The organism is Vreelandella zhuhanensis (assembly GCF_009793355.1).
In the GTDB taxonomy this organism is placed as follows: domain Bacteria; phylum Pseudomonadota; class Gammaproteobacteria; order Pseudomonadales; family Halomonadaceae; genus Vreelandella; species Vreelandella zhuhanensis.
The window spans coordinates 334,331-349,227 of record NZ_WTKP01000003.1 but is presented as its reverse complement, the minus strand read 5'-3'; the positions used below and the strand labels follow the sequence as shown (position 1 = coordinate 349,227).

Genomic DNA, 14,897 nt, shown 5'->3' with positions numbered 1-14,897 from the left:
TAGGCTAGGCATATCGACAATGTCTGTTTTTCTGATTGCCACCGGAGACCCCAATGACCCTGGATCTGGACACTATCAATCGTGACTTGGGTCACGACCCGAAAGCCTTGACCGAATGGGCGCTGGGCCTCGGCAAGCACGCTATCTGCACCACCAATTTTCGCCCTTTCGAAGCGGTGATTCTGCATCTGGTCACCCAGGTTCAGCCGGATATTCAGGTGGTATGGATGGATAACGGCTACAACACGCCGGCCACCTATCAATTTGCCGACGACATCACCAAGCGCCTGAACCTCAATTTGATCACCTACTTGCCGCGTCGCTCACGCGCCCACCGCGAAGCTGTGGAGGGCTTGGTACCCGATATCGAGGACCCGCGCCACACGGCATTCACTCAGGAAGTGAAACTGGAACCCTTCGAGCGGGCGTTGCGTGAAATGCAGCCGGACGTCTGGATTACCGCCCTGCGCGCCGAAGACACTCCTGAGCGCTCACGCATGCAGCCGGTATCGCGTAATGCTGATGGACTGTTGAAGGTAGCCCCGGTACTTCACTGGACGGCACGCGAGATGTACCAGTATCTACAGGCTCACGACTTGCCCAATAACTTCGATTATTTCGACCCCACCAAGGTGGAAGACAAACGCGAGTGCGGCCTACATCTTCAGCACTGACCGATTGGCTTTCAGGCAGTACTTTTAATATTCAGGCAGCTCCAGGCCTTCGAATAGCGCTTGTTCATGTCGCGGACCCGCCGTCAGTGCCGCATCGACTCGGTTACGGTCAAGGTGCGGTGCAAAGCGTTCAAGGAAATCGTACATATAACCGCGCATGAAGGTGCCCCGACGGATGCCGATCTTGGTGGTGGAGCTGGCAAACAAGTGGCTTGCATCCACCACCGTCAGGTCGCCGTCCAACGCCGGGTCCACCGCCATGTGCGCAACGATACCGACCCCCATCCCCAGACGTACATATGTCTTGATCACATCGGCATCAGAAGCTGTCAGCACCACATTAGGCGTAAGCTCCTGAGCCTTGAAGGCATCATCCAGTTGAGAACGACCGGTAAAACCGAAAACGTAGGTCACCAAGGGATAATCTGCCAAAGTTGCCAGGGTAAGCGGGCCTTCAAGGGTTTCCAGAGGATGACCTTTGGGTACCAACACACAACGGTTCCAACGATAGCATGGCAATAGAATGAGGTCCGTGAAAAGCTCCAGCGATTCGGTGGCAATGGCGAAATCCGCCTGCCCTTCACTTACCATCTGGGCAATCTGCTTAGGCGTACCTTGCTGCATATGCAGGGCCACATCGGGATATTTACGGGTGAACTCGCTGATCACGGGCGGCAAGGCATAGCGGGCTTGAGTATGAGTGGTAGCGATAGACAAGCTACCCCGGTGCTCATCACTGTGTTCTTGAGCCACTTGCTTGATGTTTTCGGACAAACGCAGCACTCTTCCTGCCAGCTCGATAATAGCCTCCCCTGCAGGCGTCACCCGGGTCAGGTGCTTACCGCTACGGGCGAATATCTCCACGCCAAGCTCATCTTCCAGCAATCGAATCTGTTTGGAAATACCCGGCTGAGAGGTGAAGAGGCTTTGCGCAGTGGCCGACACATTCAAATTGTGACGACTCACTTCCCAGATATAGCGTAATTGTTGTAATTTCATGCTCCCCTCCCGTAGCCTTTCTCACGAACGTTTGCCATCCTGATAACAGGCTTGATATAGCATCTCGGTATAGCGCTCGATAGAATAAATAATCCAAGAATAATTACCTTATAGCATATACATCCAGCATTTTAAGCGCAACGCGCTCCAAGGTCTTCCGCTGTCGTATTAGCACAGGAAATTTGCCACCACCTTCTACGCCCGCTAACATCTGCCGACTTGGCGCGGTAAAACGCCACTACACCGCATGATGATCGTTGCTCACTTTTGAGGCAACGTAACAGTAAGAGCAACGCAAACGGGAGAAGCATATGGCCAATAATGTTGATGTCACCAACGCCAATTTTGAACAGGAAGTACTTAACGCTGAACAGCCGGTACTGCTGAAGTTCTGGGCACCTTGGTGCGGCCCGTGCAAGGTGATGGCGCCGGTAGTGGACGAAGTGGCCGCTGAGCGTGAAACGAATCTCAAGGTGGTCAGCATCAACGTCGACGACGCGCCGGAAATTGCAGCGGAACAAGGCGTGCGAGGCGTGCCCACCGTGATGTTGTTCAAGTCCGGTACCAAGGTAGCTTCCTTGGTAGGCGCTCAGTCAAAATCACAGCTGGCACAGTTTATCGATCAAAACGCCTGACCCCTGTCCTGCCCCCTGTGTAGCTTCGCCGCCGACCTTGAGTCGGCGGCGTCATTCGTTGGCTACTGGCGACGCTTGGAGGGCGGCAGGTCGGCTTCCTCGATACTGGGAGGCGCCTTCGGCCCGCCTGCCCCCGGGCCAAGCAGGTACGACATCCAACGTGTTTGCGGATGACTATCTAGAGCAATCTTCAGCGTCATCGTCAAAAGCACCGATAACAGCATCCCGGCCGCACCGAAGATCCATCCCCATACCACCAGCGAAAGGAAGGCGACGAACGTCGACAATCCTAACGCCTGCCCCATCACTCTAGGTTCTACCAAATTTCCCAGTACGAAATTGATTACCAAGTAAGCCGAGGCCAATATCATTGCCTGCAGCAAGCCCCCATCCTGGGCTACCAACAGCAGCAGCACCGGTGGTATCGCCGCAATCGCCGAGCCGATATTGGGAATGAAATTCAACGCGAAGGCGAACACCGCCCACAGCAAAGGAAAGTCGACACCTACAGCCAGACAGGCCAGCCAAACCAATATGCCGGTGACCAGGCTGATCATGGTCTTGACCGCTAGATAACGTTTAAGCGTTGAACTGAACTCTCTGAAACGCTTCAAGCTCGGTGCTGGATTGACCAGTGCGCGCGATACCTTCTCGCGAAAATTCAGCGTTTCAAACAGCATGAAAATGACCAGCAATGACACAATAATGCTTTGCATGAAAAGGTTGCCTATTTCCCCCAGAAACTGGGGAACCCAGGAAGTCTCTTCATCCATATTGAATATATTACTTAGCTGGTCCGGGTTGATCGCCAACCCCTTCGAGGCCAAGACATTGAGTATATTCCAGTAATGTTCATACAAACGTGATTCAATGTCGGGCAATGCTTCAATAAACGTAGTAAAACTATTCACCACCAATAAACCGAGCAAGGAGACAAATACCAGCAACACCAACAGCGTCAGCCACACAGCAGCGCGTAAGCTCAATCCCCGCCGATTCAACCACTGCACCGGCGCCGTACACACAACAGCAATGAAAATTGCCAGCAGCAACGGCACGAGCAACTCGGCTCCGGCTTTCATTCCAGCCACAATCACCACCAATGCCGCCATCGCCAAGGTAGCGTTCAGAGGCACATTGCGGTAATACTCATCCGTTAATTTCGTCATATCCATTACTCTTGCCTGCCATCTTTTCCATCATGGTTGCGGCTCGCCAAGAGCACAAACCCAATGGCATTTTCTTGAGCCGCTTCGTGCGGACGCGAGTGAACTTTCCAACGTCTCATGCTTCCAACCCGCTCATTCAACCCGCTCAGATATCAACCAATACGTCGGTTTTCTGCAAGGAGGCTTAATATGTTGCCGCTTGATCACGCCAAAACGCTGCGCCACCCATTTTTGGCCACACTCCTCGGCACTCTTGTCGTACTCATGAGCGCGCCTTCCGCCTCCGCTTCGGCCTCTCATCCACCGCCTTCAATCAACATTCAAGCCCAAGCCTCGATGGACGTCGAACCAGATAAGGCCACCTTGAAGGCCAGGCTGTGGGAACACACCCCCGCTGTGGCGCAACGTGACAGCCAGACGCAGGATAGCGACGCCTTGGCCGAGGCACGCCAACGCCTGGAGCAGCGTGCCAGCGAGCTGATTGGTCACATGGAAGAAATAGGTCTGGCGCGTGACGCCATCAATGCAGGGTCACTCAATATACGACCAGAACATGTCAACGGTCCTTCGCAGAGCAATGAGCGAGAAACGCTTGTACGTACCCGCCTGGAACGCCCTATCGAGGTAGCACTGAACGACCTGGAGCGACTGGAAGATATACTTGATGCCTTGGTCGATGCGGGAGTGAACTCGCTTGACGGCGTTCAATTCGACTTGAAAGACCGTGAAGCCGCCACCGATGAAGCCTTGGTAAAAGCGTTAGAAAAAGCTCGCCATAAAGCGCAACTGATGGCCGACACGCTGAACATTACGCTTGGCGAGATCACTCAGGTCCAGGAAACGCAATCGCCGGTCTTCGCCCCGCGCATGATGTCGATACGTGCCGACAGCATGGAAAGCAGTGGCACCCAAGCCGAATATCACCCCGGCATCATTCGCATCGATGCCGGAGTCAACGTTCAATGGGCCATTACAGAGAAAGCCGCTCGACCCCACCCAGGTAAGGACGCAGCGGCTCAGGAATAGTCACCGAGCCGTCGGCCTGCTGGTGATTCTCCATTACCGCCAGCAGGCAACGTCCCACCGCCAAGCCCGAGCCGTTCAAGGTATGCAGTAACCGAGGCTTCTTTTCTTCGGGATGACGAAAACGCGCTCGCATGCGCCGCGCCTGAAAATCCTCACAGTTGGAAACCGACGAAATCTCACGGTACGTTTCCTGGCTAGGCAGCCACACTTCCAGATCGTAGGTCTTGGCCGCGCCGAACCCCATGTCCCCGGTACACAGGGTCACCACGCGATACGGCAACGCCAGCGCTTGCAGAATCGCTTCCGCATGGCCGCGCATTTCCTCTAGCGCCGTATAGCTGGTCTCCGGCTCCACCAGCTGTACCATTTCGACCTTGTCGAACTGATGCTGGCGAATCATGCCCCGCGTATCACGCCCATGCGACCCCGCTTCACTACGAAAACAGGGCGTATGCGCGGTCAGCTTCATGGGTAGCACTGCCTGGTCGAGTATCTCGTCACGGGCAAAATTGGTCAGCGGCACCTCGGCGGTGGGAATCAGGTGATAGCCGCGCTCGTCATCCAGCTTGAACAGGTCCTCGCCGAATTTGGGCAACTGGCCGGTGCCAAACAGGGAGTCACGATTGACCATATACGGCACATAGCACTCTTCGTAGCCATGTTGCTCGGTCTGTATGTCCAGCATGAACTGGGTCAGCGCACGATGCAGGCGCGCAATCGGACCCCGCATCACCGCAAAGCGGGCACCGGTCAGCTTGGCTGCCAGGTCAAAATCGAGATAACCGGATTTCTTGCCCAGATCGACATGATCCAACACTTCGAAATCGAACTCGCGCGGCGTGCCCCAGCGATGAAGTTCCACGTTGTCGTCTTCAGTCTTGCCTTCCGGCACGCTTTCATGCGGCAGGTTGGGCATGCCGCTCACCAGCGTCTCCCATTGTTCCTGAGCATCGGCCAGCTTGATCTTGGCGCTATCCAGACGGTCCCCAAGATCGCTGACTTCCGCCAACAAGGGGACAATATCTTCGCCATTGGCCTTGGCCTTGCCAATTGCCTTGGAACGCTGATTGCGCTCATTCTGCAATTTTTCGGTTTCGGTTTGCAGCTCGCGGCGCTGGGTTTCCAGCCTTTGCAGCTGCTCGATATCGAGCACAAAGCCCCGCCGGGCCAGTTGTCGGGCAACCTCTTCAAGATCACCGCGCAGCAGTTTCGGATCGAGCATGAAATCCTGTCCCTTGGCCTGAAATCAATCAACTATGCGCAACGCAAGCTGCGCGAAAAGGTGCCTATTGTAGGCAAAAGCCGACCCAGGAGCCATGGCCTCACCGGAACGTTACCAAAAATCCTCGTTTTTAATAGGTAAGGGGGAGCTAATGGAGAGGCCTCAGGGAATCAGCCAAGAAAGAATCACCAGCCCGACCAAGGTTCGGAGCACCCCGCCAACGACCGAACCACGCAGCAGAGCGCGGATGCCGCCGAAAACGATCAAGAGACCGATCACCAGTACGGCGATGCTGAAGAACGAGGCGTTGATGCCTAGCGACCGGGTCAACCCATCCACGAAGGCATCCATGGCACCAAAGAAATTGCTGAACATTGCCACTAGAAAATCGACGAAGGCGCGAATGATCTCGCCTATTTTTTCACCGACTGAATCAAAAAAACTGATTGACTGCATAAAAATGATTTCCGGAAACAGGTAGCAACTGACCATTGATGGAATAGGTGGTTCCGGAAAAACCGGCGCACGTGATTCAGTGAATGCTACAGCATGTATTGGCCGTACATGTAGATTACAAGGCTGGCGATTGGTAACCAGCCAGGAGGCATTGCATGATGAGACGTATTCGGCACCAAAATATGCCTATAGAACCCCCCAACCCTTGGAGCCCCGCATGAGCACTTCGTCACCTTTCGAGCTGACCCTGACCGCACTCGATGCGCTGCATGACCAAGACCCCCGCCATGTCGAGGTGGGTGGCGAGCCGGTTCCCCGAGAATTATGGTACGCGCAACGCATGAGCGAATGGCTGGAAAGAGTTCATGAAGCCCCGGATGAGTTGCTGCGGCTGGCAGTGCGCGCTCAGCACCTGCAACGCTGGCAGGTGCCGCGCGAAGACTACCCCGCAGGTCGGGTGGGCTATCTGACCTGGCGTCGCGACCAGGGAAAGCGCGCCGGCGAGACCACCGCAGGCCTGATGGAGAACGCCGGTTACAGTCCCGAAGACGCCGCGCGTGTCGCCTGGATGATCCGCAAGCAAGGGTTGGGTCGTGACGCCTGCGTTCAGGCATTGGAAGATTGCGCCTGTCTGGTCTTTCTGGAAAATTATTTCGGCGATTTTTCGCGCACCTTGGAACACGACCACATGCTGCGCATCGTGCAAAAGACTTGGGGAAAGATGTCACCTCAAGCGCATGAATTGGCCTTGGCGCTGCCCATGTCGACAGAAGCTCGCCGCCTGGTGGAAGAAGCGTTGGCCGGGTAATGCAATGCATGGCGCTGAGTGCGCCTGACCTTTCGCTGCGGTAAAGTAAGCCCTACTTACTTCCCCTCCGGCAACGCCGGCAGCGATGGCTTGAATATGGCTTGAACGTCAACTACCTCCGGCTGAAGCCGGAGGCTTGTAACAACAAGCCCGGTTGACCAGGGAGGGCGGTAGCCAACCCGCTACGTTGGTAACAGGTCGCCAAGACCCACCCCGCCGTACTTCCTCAGCGGCGGGCTCTGGAAGGTCAGGATCATGCTGCGGTACGCCGCCATGGGCGCAAGGTAAAACGCCGAAGGTTCTGACCGCTGCGGAAACGCAGGAGCCGGTTATCGACATTCCCGAGGGGAGACGGGGCGCAAGCCCCGCGACACCAGGCCCGTAAGGGCATTAACACGGAGGAAATCGCCATGGCGGTTTTCGTATTGGATAAACACAAGCAGCCGTTAATGCCGTGTAGCGAGAAGCGCGCTCGGTTGCTGCTGGAACGTGGCCGCGCCGTGGTGCATAAGCGCTATCCGTTCACGATCCGGCTGAAGGATAGGATGGGTGGCGACACCCAGCCGTTACGCCTGGGCATCGACCCCGGCAGCAAGACGACCGGGCTGGCGCTGATGCGTGAAACGAACGATGGCCAGCGGCATGTGCTATGTCTGTTTGATCTCGTTCATCGCGGCTACTCGATCAGGAAGGCGATGGAACAGCGGGCTGCGTTTCGGCGGCGTCGCCGTTCAAAAAACCTGCGTTACCGCGCGCCGCGTTTTGACAACCGCACCAAGCCCAAGGGCTGGCTGGCCCCCAGCTTGCAACATCAGGTGGATACGGTGATGGCGTGGGTCAATCGGTTTTCTCGGTTGACACCGATCACTGCGATCAGCCAGGAGTTGGTGCGTTTCGACACCCAAAAGCTGGAAAACCCTGAAATTAGCGGCGTGGAATATCAGCAAGGCACGCTGCTTGGCTACGAGGTACGCGAGTACCTGCTGGAAAAGTGGGGCCGTGAGTGTGCCTACTGCGGCACCAAGGATACGCCACTGGAAATCGAGCATGTCGTGCCGCGCACGCGCCAAGGCTCTAACCGCGTCAGCAATTTGACGTTGAGTTGCCACGACTGTAACCAAGCCAAGGATGCCCTGCCGCTGGCTGACTTCTTTGCCACCGACAGAGGGCTAAGAAAGCGCCTGAAAGCCAACGGACACACGGCTGAAACACAGCTTGAGCGGGTAGAGCGCCAGCTTAAACAGCCACTACGCGACGCCAGTGCGGTCAACGCGATCCGCTGGTCGCTGTTCAGCGCACTCAAGACGACCGGCCTGCCGATGGCCGTCGGCACTGGCGGGCGCACCAAATACAACCGCCAGCGCCTTACTATTCCCAAAACCCACGCCCTGGATGCGGCCTGTGTCGGTGCTTTCGACACTCTGCACGATTGGGCGGTTCCGACGCTGACCATCAAAGCCACCGGGCGCGGCAGCTACAAGCGTACCCGCTTAACCAAGCACGGCTTCCCTCGCGGTTTCTTGATGCGGCAAAAGCAAGTTCAGGGGTTTCAGACCGGCGATATGGTCAAGGCTATCGTGCCAACCGGCAAGAAAGCCGGAACGCATACCGGGCGTGTCGCGGTGCGCAAAACCGGCAGCTTTAACATCCAGACCGAACACGGAGCGGTGCAAGGCATCTCGCACAAATACTGCGCGGTGACCCAGCGCAGCGATGGCTACGGCTATCACCTGACATCCACTAACCGACAAAAAGGAGGAGCGGGACAGACGGTGGCGTAATCCTGGTCGCCCTGCGGGCGACGCGCTATCCCTCCCGGCACTAGAAGTACCGGGTATCTCGCGCAAAATCTGATGATTGCACCTCTGGATACTCAAACCGCTCTTATCGAGCGTCTCGACAAGCATTACGTACGTTTTCTGGCAGCGCTGAAAACCGCCGGTTTTGAAGGCGATATTGCGCCTGATTACGCTAATCGCACGGTGCTTGCGACCGATAACTCGATCTATCAGCGCTTGCCCCAGGCGGCGCTCTACCCCAGGCATGCCGAAGATATCCAACGCATCACCAAGCTGGCATCGGAAATGCCGCATCGCAATATCGTCCTCACCCCACGAGGCGGCGGCACCGGCACCAACGGCCAGTCGCTCACCGATGGGCTGGTGGTGGATGTCACGCGCTACATGAACCGGATTCTGGATATCGACCCGAAAAACCGGCAGGTGCGCGTGCAGGCCGGCGTGGTCAAGGACCAGCTCAATGCGGCTCTCAAGCCGCATGGGCTGTTCTTTGCCCCGGACCTTTCCACCTCCAACCGCGCCACCATCGGCGGAATGATTTCCACCGATGCCAGTGGCCAAGGCAGCTGCGAATACGGCAAGACGCGCAATCATGTCCTGGAACTGGATAGCATCCTGCTGGGGGGGAGTCACCTGAAGAGCCGCCCACTCAACAAGGCGGAAGAACAGGCCGAATGCGAGCAAAGCGGTATTCGCGGTCGCGTCCACAAGACCGCGCAAGACATCATCGACACCCAAGCTGAGCTGATCAAGGCGACCTTTCCCCCACTGAACCGCTGCCTGACCGGTTATGACCTGGCCCACCTGCGCGATGCAGAAGGCCGCCTGGATATCAACAGTCTGATGTGCGGTTCGGAAGGTTCATTGGGGTTTCTCAATGAAGCCGTGCTCAATGTGCTGCCGATTCCCAAGCACTCCACCCTGGTCAACGTGCGCTATGCAAGCTTCATGGAGGCGCTGCGTGACGCCAAGGCCCTGATGGAAAGCGGCTCCTCATCTGCTCAGCCGCAGCCGTCACGTCCCACTTCCATCGAAACCGTCGATGACAAGGTATTGCTGCTGGCGATGGATGATTTCGTCTGGGACAGCGTCGCCGAGTTCTTTCCCCAGGAAGATGGCGAAACCACCCAGGTCGTGGCGATTCGCGGCATCAACCTGATCGAATTCAACGACGATGATCCCGAGCGTTTGGCTGAACGCGTCGCAGCGTTTACCCAGCACCTTACCCATGATGAAAGCGTGCCTCGGCTGGGCTACACCTTGGCGGAAGGCAGGTCGAAAATTCAGCGCATCTATGCCATGCGTAAGCGTGCGGTGGGGCTACTGGGCAATGCCAAGGGCGAAAAGCGCCCGATTCCGTTTGTCGAAGATACCGCCGTGCCACCGGAGAACCTGGCGGATTTCATCGGCGAGTTTCGCGCCGCCCTGGACGCCCGGGGGCTGGAATACGGCATGTTCGGCCATGTGGATGCCGGGGTATTGCATGTACGCCCCGCCATCGACATGAAAGACCCTCGGCAGGCACGCCTGATTCGAGAGGTGTCGGATGAAGTCGCCGCCCTGACCCAAAAATATCACGGCCTGCTATGGGGTGAACATGGCAAGGGCATACGCTCGGAATACGCGCCTAAATTTTTCGGTGACCTTTACCCCAGCCTGCAACGTGTGAAAGCCGCTTTCGACCCCCACAACCAGTTGAACCCGGGCAAGATCGCCACCCCACTGGGCGACACGCCGGTGAAAGCCAACGACCCCAATCTTCTGGCCATCGATGGGGTGACCACACGCGGGGAACTCGATCGTCAGATTGACGAACAGGCATGGCAAGCCTATGACGCCGCGGTGTATTGCAACGGCAACGGCGCCTGCTACAACTACGATGTCGATGACCCCATGTGTCCATCGTGGAAAGCCACCCGAGACCGTATTCACTCGCCCAAGGGGCGTGCCAGCCTGATTCGCGAATGGCTGCGGCTGCAAGGGCAAGCCGGCATCGACGTCGTGGATGAATCGCGTAAAAAGAAAGCCGAAGGCCGCTGGGGATTTATCAAGAGCTTCCCGGTGCGCACCTTCAATACATTGGCCCGCCGCAATAACAACGATTTTTCCCATGAAGTGTATGACGCCATGGCCGGCTGCCTGGCCTGCAAGTCATGCGCCGGCCAGTGTCCGGTAAAGGTCAACGTACCGCAGTTTCGCTCGCAGTTTCTCGAGGTCTACCACGGTCGCTACCTGCGTCCGTTGCGTGATTATGTGATCGGCGCCACGGAATTCACCATGCCGGCGCTCGCCAGAATGGCGCCTGTGTATAACACCTTGATCGGCCAACGCTGGGTCGAAAAATTGATGGCAGGCCCCCTGGGCATCAGCGATAGCCCGCCACTTTCCCGCGCCAACCTGAAAAAACAATGCCAGGCCTGGGGAATCAGCGAAGCCACCCCCACCTCTCTGGCGCTGCTTACCGAACAACAGAAAGCCCGTAGCGTGGTGATTGTCCAGGATGCGTTCACCAGCTACTTTGAAGCTAAACTGGTGATGGATATCGTCGAGCTTTTATCGCGCCTGGATATCCGTGTATTCGTGGCGCCTTATTCCGCCAATGGCAAACCCTTGCACGTACAAGGTTTTCTGGGCGCCTTCGAACGCACCGCCGAAAAGCAGGCCAAACGTTTGCGCACCCTTGCCGATTTCGGCGTGCCCCTGGTAGGTATCGACCCGGCCATGACCCTCACTTATCGTCAAGAATACGTCAAATCGCTGGGCGCCAAGGCGGTACCCGAAGTACTAATGCTTCAGGAATGGCTGTTGTCGCTGGGCGCGCGTTTCGTGCCGCATGACCTGACGCTCCACGACCCCGGCTATCAGTTGCTTTCGCATTGCACGGAAAAAACCAATGCCCCGGGCAGCCCCAAGGCCTGGCAGCAAGTGTTCGCAGCGTTCGGTCTGAACCTGGAATTGGTCGCGACTGGCTGCTGCGGCATGTCCGGCACCTATGGTCATGAGACGCGTAACCTAGCCACCTCAACCACCATTTATGCGCAATCCTGGCAACCGGTGGTGGAAGACAGTCAACGCCAAGACCTGTTACTGGCGACCGGCTATTCCTGTCGCAGCCAGGTCAAACGCTTCTCCGAGACAACGCTGTTGCATCCGCTGCAGGGGTTATTGAAAACCCTCAAGGAAAGCGGCCGCCATTAAACAATATTCTCAGGAGGGAGAATGTCGAAAACCCTGATCGTGCTGGGATTGGTGATTGTGGCTATCGGCCTGCTCTGGCCCTGGCTTTCCAAACTTCCCCTGGGCCAGTTGCCCGGGGATATCGTCATTCGCCGTGAGAATTTCTCTTTCTACTTTCCTGTCACCACGATGATCTTGGCAAGCCTGCTGCTATCGATACTACTGTGGTTAGTGAATCGCTAGTTTCGAATCAACAGACCCCGTTAAAAGGAGCACCGTGATGATTGAGCTATATACCTGGAGCACACCCAATGGCAGGAAAGCCTCCATCATGCTGGAGGAGCTCGGCTTGCCTTATCGGGTGATTGCCGTGGACATCACCAAAGAGCAGCAACACGACGCCGAATTTCGCAAAATCAGCCCGAATGGCAAGATTCCGGCACTACTCGATCATGAGGCCAAGGATGCCTCGGGGCAGCCGAGACGGCTGTTCGAGTCGGGAAATATCCTGATTTACCTGGCGGAAAAGACCGGCATTCTACTGCCGGAATCAGGTGAAGAGCGTAGCGAGACATTGGGCTGGCTATTTTTCCAGATGGCTCACCTTGGACCCATGGTAGGCCAATGGCACTGGTTCAAGAATGCCGCCCCGGAAAAAAGCGACATGGCCATCAAGCGCTATCGCGAGGAATCCTTGCGTTTGCTGGAAGTCATGAATGCCCGGTTAGAGGAGGAGCCTTACCTGGGAGGCGCTCACTACAGCATCGCAGATATCGCCTGCTATGCCTGGGCGAAAACTGCCGTTGAGGAGCTCAGTGAGGAAGAGACCGAAGCCGAGGCAGTGGCCGGCCTGAACCCCCTGCTGAATTGGCTCAAGCGAGTCGGCGCCCGTCCTGCGGTTGTTCGAGGGATGCAAATCCCCGACGATCAGCAAAAAGAGCAGGCCGCCACTCGCAGCTCCCTCAGGGAGTCGGCTGAGTAATGCTCTGCTCTTTATAAAGCGTAACGACGCACTATGCCGTGAAGACCCTACGCCGTAAAGAACAGGCGGCGCAGGGCCTCTCCCGGATTTTCCTCGCGCATGAAGGCCTCACCCACCAGAAAGCCGTGAACGTCGTGGCTGCGCATGCGCTGGATATCCGCCTGTTCGTGAATGCCGGACTCGGTGATCACCAGGATTTCAGCGGGAATCAGCGGTAATAGTTCCAGGGTAGTTTCCAGGCGCGTCTCGAAGGTGTGGAGGTTGCGGTTGTTGATACCCACCAGAGAAAGCCCCAGCTTGAGCGCTCGCTCAAGCTCCTGCGCATCGTGAACCTCGACCAGCACATCCATGCCAAGTTCGATGGCTTGTCGATTAAGGTCCACTAACTGGCTGTCATCCAGCGCCGCCACAATCAACAATATGCAATCGGCGCCAATGGCCCGCGCCTCGGATACCTGATAGCCGTGGGTAATGAAATCCTTGCGGATTACCGGCAGATCACAGGCATCCCGAGCGGCAATCAGGTAATCCTCATGGCCTTGAAAGAAGTTCGCGTCGGTCAACACGGATAAACAAGCCGCGCCACCCTGAGCATAACTTATGGCAATCTCAGCTGGATCGAAAACTTCCCGGATAACGCCCTTGGAGGGAGAGGCTTTCTTGATCTCGGCGATCACACCAGGCTCACCCGCCTTGATGCGTTGCGTCAACGCCTGGATAAAACCGCGTGGCGCCGTTTGCTCTACCGCCAATGCCAGAAGATCGGCTTCAGATACCGCCTGACGACGTTCGGCAACCTCTGCATCTTTTTGCGCCAGGATACGGGTCAGGATGGTAGGGGTGACAGTTTGATTCATGAAAATCTCTTCGCAAAAAGGACAGAAACAGCGCTCAACGGAAGACCCGGGTGAAATTCGCCAGCTCGTTCATTTTTTCCAGCGGCAACTTGGATGCCTGAGCATCCTGGGCCAGCAATACGCCTTCTTTCAAATCATCGGCAACCCCGGCGCAATAGAGGGCAGCGCCGGCATTCAAGGCCACTATATCAGCGGCTGCGCCATCGCCCACCAGGGACGCACGCACCAGGCGCAGGCTGTCTTCGGCACTCGCCACCTGCAACGCAGCCAGGCTCTGGCGTTCGATGCCCAGGCTTTCCGGGGTGATGGTGTATTGGGTAATCGCACCATCTTTCAATTCCGCTACTTGGGTGGGTGTCGCCAGAGAAATTTCATCCAGGCCATCCTCGGAGTGAACCACCATGACGTGGCGGCTGCCCAGATGCTGCAGCACTTCCGCCATCAACGGCACCAGTTCCGGTGCATAGACCCCTAATACCTGATTCGGCGCACCTGCTGGATTGGTCAGCGGCCCCAGGATATTGAACAGGGTGCGCACGCCCATTTCCCGCCTTGGGCCGATGGCATAACGCATCGCCGGGTGATGATTGGGCGCAAACATGAACCCTACCCCGACCTGCTCGATACAGCGCCCGACTTGTTCCGGCTTGAGATCCAGGTAGATTCCTGCCACATCGAACAGGTCCGCACTGCCTGAAGACGAAGACACACTGCGATTGCCGTGTTTGGCGACATGGGCGCCGCCGGCAGCCGCCACGAAACTTGCCGCAGTCGACACATTGAAAAGGTTGGCGCCGTCTCCCCCGGTACCCACGATATCAACCACATTCTCGGCATGGATCGAGACGCGATTCATCAGTTCACGCATGACTTGAGCGGCGGCACTGATCTCTTCCGCCGTTTCCCCTTTCATGGCCAACCCGATCAAGAAGCCACCGACCTGAGCATCAGTGGCTTCGCCGGTCATGATTTTCCGCATGACGCTATGGGTAGCTTCAAAGGATAAGTGTTCACGGCGCATTACCGCGTTGATGGCATCTCGCATCTGCATGAAAAGGACGTCCTCGCGTTCAGGGAATTGGGTAGCGCAGCA

General features: G+C 56.8%; 14 protein-coding genes. 8 read left to right on the top strand and 6 right to left on the bottom strand.

What is annotated here, in order from left to right; genetic code table 11:
* Positions 1-53 precede the first annotated feature (53 nt).
* The gene (locus GPM19_RS05940; protein ID WP_160417948.1) at positions 54-674 is read left to right on the top strand and encodes a phosphoadenosine phosphosulfate reductase domain-containing protein; all 621 of its coding nucleotides are present in this window, start codon (positions 54-56) and stop codon (positions 672-674) included.
* A 24-nt stretch (positions 675-698) separates the two neighbouring features.
* On the opposite strand, the gene cysB is transcribed toward GPM19_RS05940, so the two are convergent.
* Complete coding sequence (cysB, locus tag GPM19_RS05935; protein WP_160417947.1) at positions 699-1,673, bottom strand: HTH-type transcriptional regulator CysB; 975 nt, start codon at positions 1,671-1,673, stop codon at positions 699-701.
* Positions 1,674-1,984: 311 nt separating this feature from the next.
* Here cysB and trxA point away from each other — a divergent pair, with 311 nt between their 5' ends.
* Positions 1,985-2,308, top strand: coding sequence for a thioredoxin (trxA, locus tag GPM19_RS05930; protein ID WP_114487999.1), 324 nt, complete (start codon positions 1,985-1,987; stop codon positions 2,306-2,308).
* A gap of 62 nt (positions 2,309-2,370) precedes the next feature.
* Here trxA and GPM19_RS05925 read toward each other — a convergent pair whose 3' ends face one another.
* Entirely contained in the window at positions 2,371-3,477 is a 1,107-nt protein-coding gene (locus GPM19_RS05925; RefSeq protein ID WP_160417946.1) for an AI-2E family transporter, read from the bottom strand.
* Positions 3,478-3,666: 189 nt separating this feature from the next.
* Here GPM19_RS05925 and GPM19_RS05920 point away from each other — a divergent pair, with 189 nt between their 5' ends.
* Positions 3,667-4,503: an SIMPL domain-containing protein gene (locus GPM19_RS05920; RefSeq protein WP_160417945.1), complete on the top strand. Its 837-nt coding sequence runs from the start codon at positions 3,667-3,669 to the stop codon at positions 4,501-4,503.
* Here the strand turns inward: GPM19_RS05920 and serS are convergent.
* Both serS and GPM19_RS05910 read right to left on the bottom strand, forming a co-directional pair.
* Entirely contained in the window at positions 4,448-5,725 is a 1,278-nt protein-coding gene (gene serS, locus GPM19_RS05915) for a serine--tRNA ligase (protein ID WP_160417944.1), read from the bottom strand. The genes GPM19_RS05920 and serS overlap by 56 nt on opposite strands.
* A gap of 162 nt (positions 5,726-5,887) precedes the next feature.
* The gene (locus tag GPM19_RS05910) at positions 5,888-6,181 is read right to left on the bottom strand and encodes a hypothetical protein (RefSeq protein WP_160417943.1); all 294 of its coding nucleotides are present in this window, start codon (positions 6,179-6,181) and stop codon (positions 5,888-5,890) included.
* 217 nt (positions 6,182-6,398) lie between these two features.
* On the opposite strand from GPM19_RS05910, the gene GPM19_RS05905 reads away from it, so the two are divergent.
* The 5 genes from GPM19_RS05905 to GPM19_RS05885 all read left to right on the top strand — a co-directional run bounded on the left by GPM19_RS05905 (position 6,399) and on the right by GPM19_RS05885 (position 12,947).
* Complete coding sequence (locus tag GPM19_RS05905; RefSeq protein WP_160417942.1) at positions 6,399-6,989, top strand: DUF4202 domain-containing protein; 591 nt, start codon at positions 6,399-6,401, stop codon at positions 6,987-6,989.
* A 410-nt stretch (positions 6,990-7,399) separates the two neighbouring features.
* Entirely contained in the window at positions 7,400-8,770 is a 1,371-nt protein-coding gene (iscB, locus tag GPM19_RS05900; RefSeq protein WP_160417941.1) for an RNA-guided endonuclease IscB, read from the top strand.
* A gap of 72 nt (positions 8,771-8,842) precedes the next feature.
* Positions 8,843-11,986 carry a D-2-hydroxyglutarate dehydrogenase YdiJ gene (gene ydiJ / locus GPM19_RS05895; protein ID WP_160417940.1) on the top strand — a complete coding sequence of 1,048 codons (3,144 nt, stop codon included), beginning with the start codon at positions 8,843-8,845 and terminating at the stop codon, positions 11,984-11,986.
* Positions 11,987-12,007: 21 nt separating this feature from the next.
* Positions 12,008-12,208 (top strand): DUF2905 domain-containing protein, encoded by a 201-nt coding sequence (locus GPM19_RS05890; RefSeq protein WP_160417939.1) that lies wholly within the window; start codon positions 12,008-12,010, stop codon positions 12,206-12,208.
* A 37-nt stretch (positions 12,209-12,245) separates the two neighbouring features.
* Positions 12,246-12,947, top strand: a complete 702-nt coding sequence (locus GPM19_RS05885) for a glutathione S-transferase N-terminal domain-containing protein (protein ID WP_160417938.1) — start codon at positions 12,246-12,248, stop codon at positions 12,945-12,947.
* Positions 12,948-12,994: 47 nt separating this feature from the next.
* Here the strand turns inward: GPM19_RS05885 and trpC are convergent, their stop codons facing one another.
* Positions 12,995-13,804: an indole-3-glycerol phosphate synthase TrpC gene (trpC, locus tag GPM19_RS05880; protein WP_160417937.1), complete on the bottom strand. Its 810-nt coding sequence runs from the start codon at positions 13,802-13,804 to the stop codon at positions 12,995-12,997.
* Between the two features lie 34 nt (positions 13,805-13,838).
* A complete protein-coding gene (gene trpD / locus GPM19_RS05875) occupies positions 13,839-14,855 on the bottom strand; it encodes an anthranilate phosphoribosyltransferase (protein WP_160417936.1) in 1,017 nt (338 codons plus the stop codon).
* Positions 14,856-14,897 lie beyond the last annotated feature (42 nt).

Coding starts and splice junctions, on each gene's coding strand:
- cysB (WP_160417947.1), bottom strand. CDS start 1,673: ATGAAATTACAACAATTACGCTATATCTGGGAAGTGAGTCGTCACAAT.
- GPM19_RS05910 (WP_160417943.1), bottom strand. CDS start 6,181: ATGCAGTCAATCAGTTTTTTTGATTCAGTCGGTGAAAAAATAGGCGAG.
- iscB (WP_160417941.1), top strand. CDS start 7,400: ATGGCGGTTTTCGTATTGGATAAACACAAGCAGCCGTTAATGCCGTGT.
- GPM19_RS05885 (WP_160417938.1), top strand. CDS start 12,246: ATGATTGAGCTATATACCTGGAGCACACCCAATGGCAGGAAAGCCTCC.
- GPM19_RS05940 (WP_160417948.1), top strand. CDS start 54: ATGACCCTGGATCTGGACACTATCAATCGTGACTTGGGTCACGACCCG.
- trpD (WP_160417936.1), bottom strand. CDS start 14,855: ATGCAGATGCGAGATGCCATCAACGCGGTAATGCGCCGTGAACACTTA.
- GPM19_RS05925 (WP_160417946.1), bottom strand. CDS start 3,477: ATGACGAAATTAACGGATGAGTATTACCGCAATGTGCCTCTGAACGCT.
- GPM19_RS05905 (WP_160417942.1), top strand. CDS start 6,399: ATGAGCACTTCGTCACCTTTCGAGCTGACCCTGACCGCACTCGATGCG.
- trpC (WP_160417937.1), bottom strand. CDS start 13,804: ATGAATCAAACTGTCACCCCTACCATCCTGACCCGTATCCTGGCGCAA.
- serS (WP_160417944.1), bottom strand. CDS start 5,725: ATGCTCGATCCGAAACTGCTGCGCGGTGATCTTGAAGAGGTTGCCCGA.
- trxA (WP_114487999.1), top strand. CDS start 1,985: ATGGCCAATAATGTTGATGTCACCAACGCCAATTTTGAACAGGAAGTA.
- ydiJ (WP_160417940.1), top strand. CDS start 8,843: ATGATTGCACCTCTGGATACTCAAACCGCTCTTATCGAGCGTCTCGAC.
- GPM19_RS05890 (WP_160417939.1), top strand. CDS start 12,008: ATGTCGAAAACCCTGATCGTGCTGGGATTGGTGATTGTGGCTATCGGC.
- GPM19_RS05920 (WP_160417945.1), top strand. CDS start 3,667: ATGTTGCCGCTTGATCACGCCAAAACGCTGCGCCACCCATTTTTGGCC.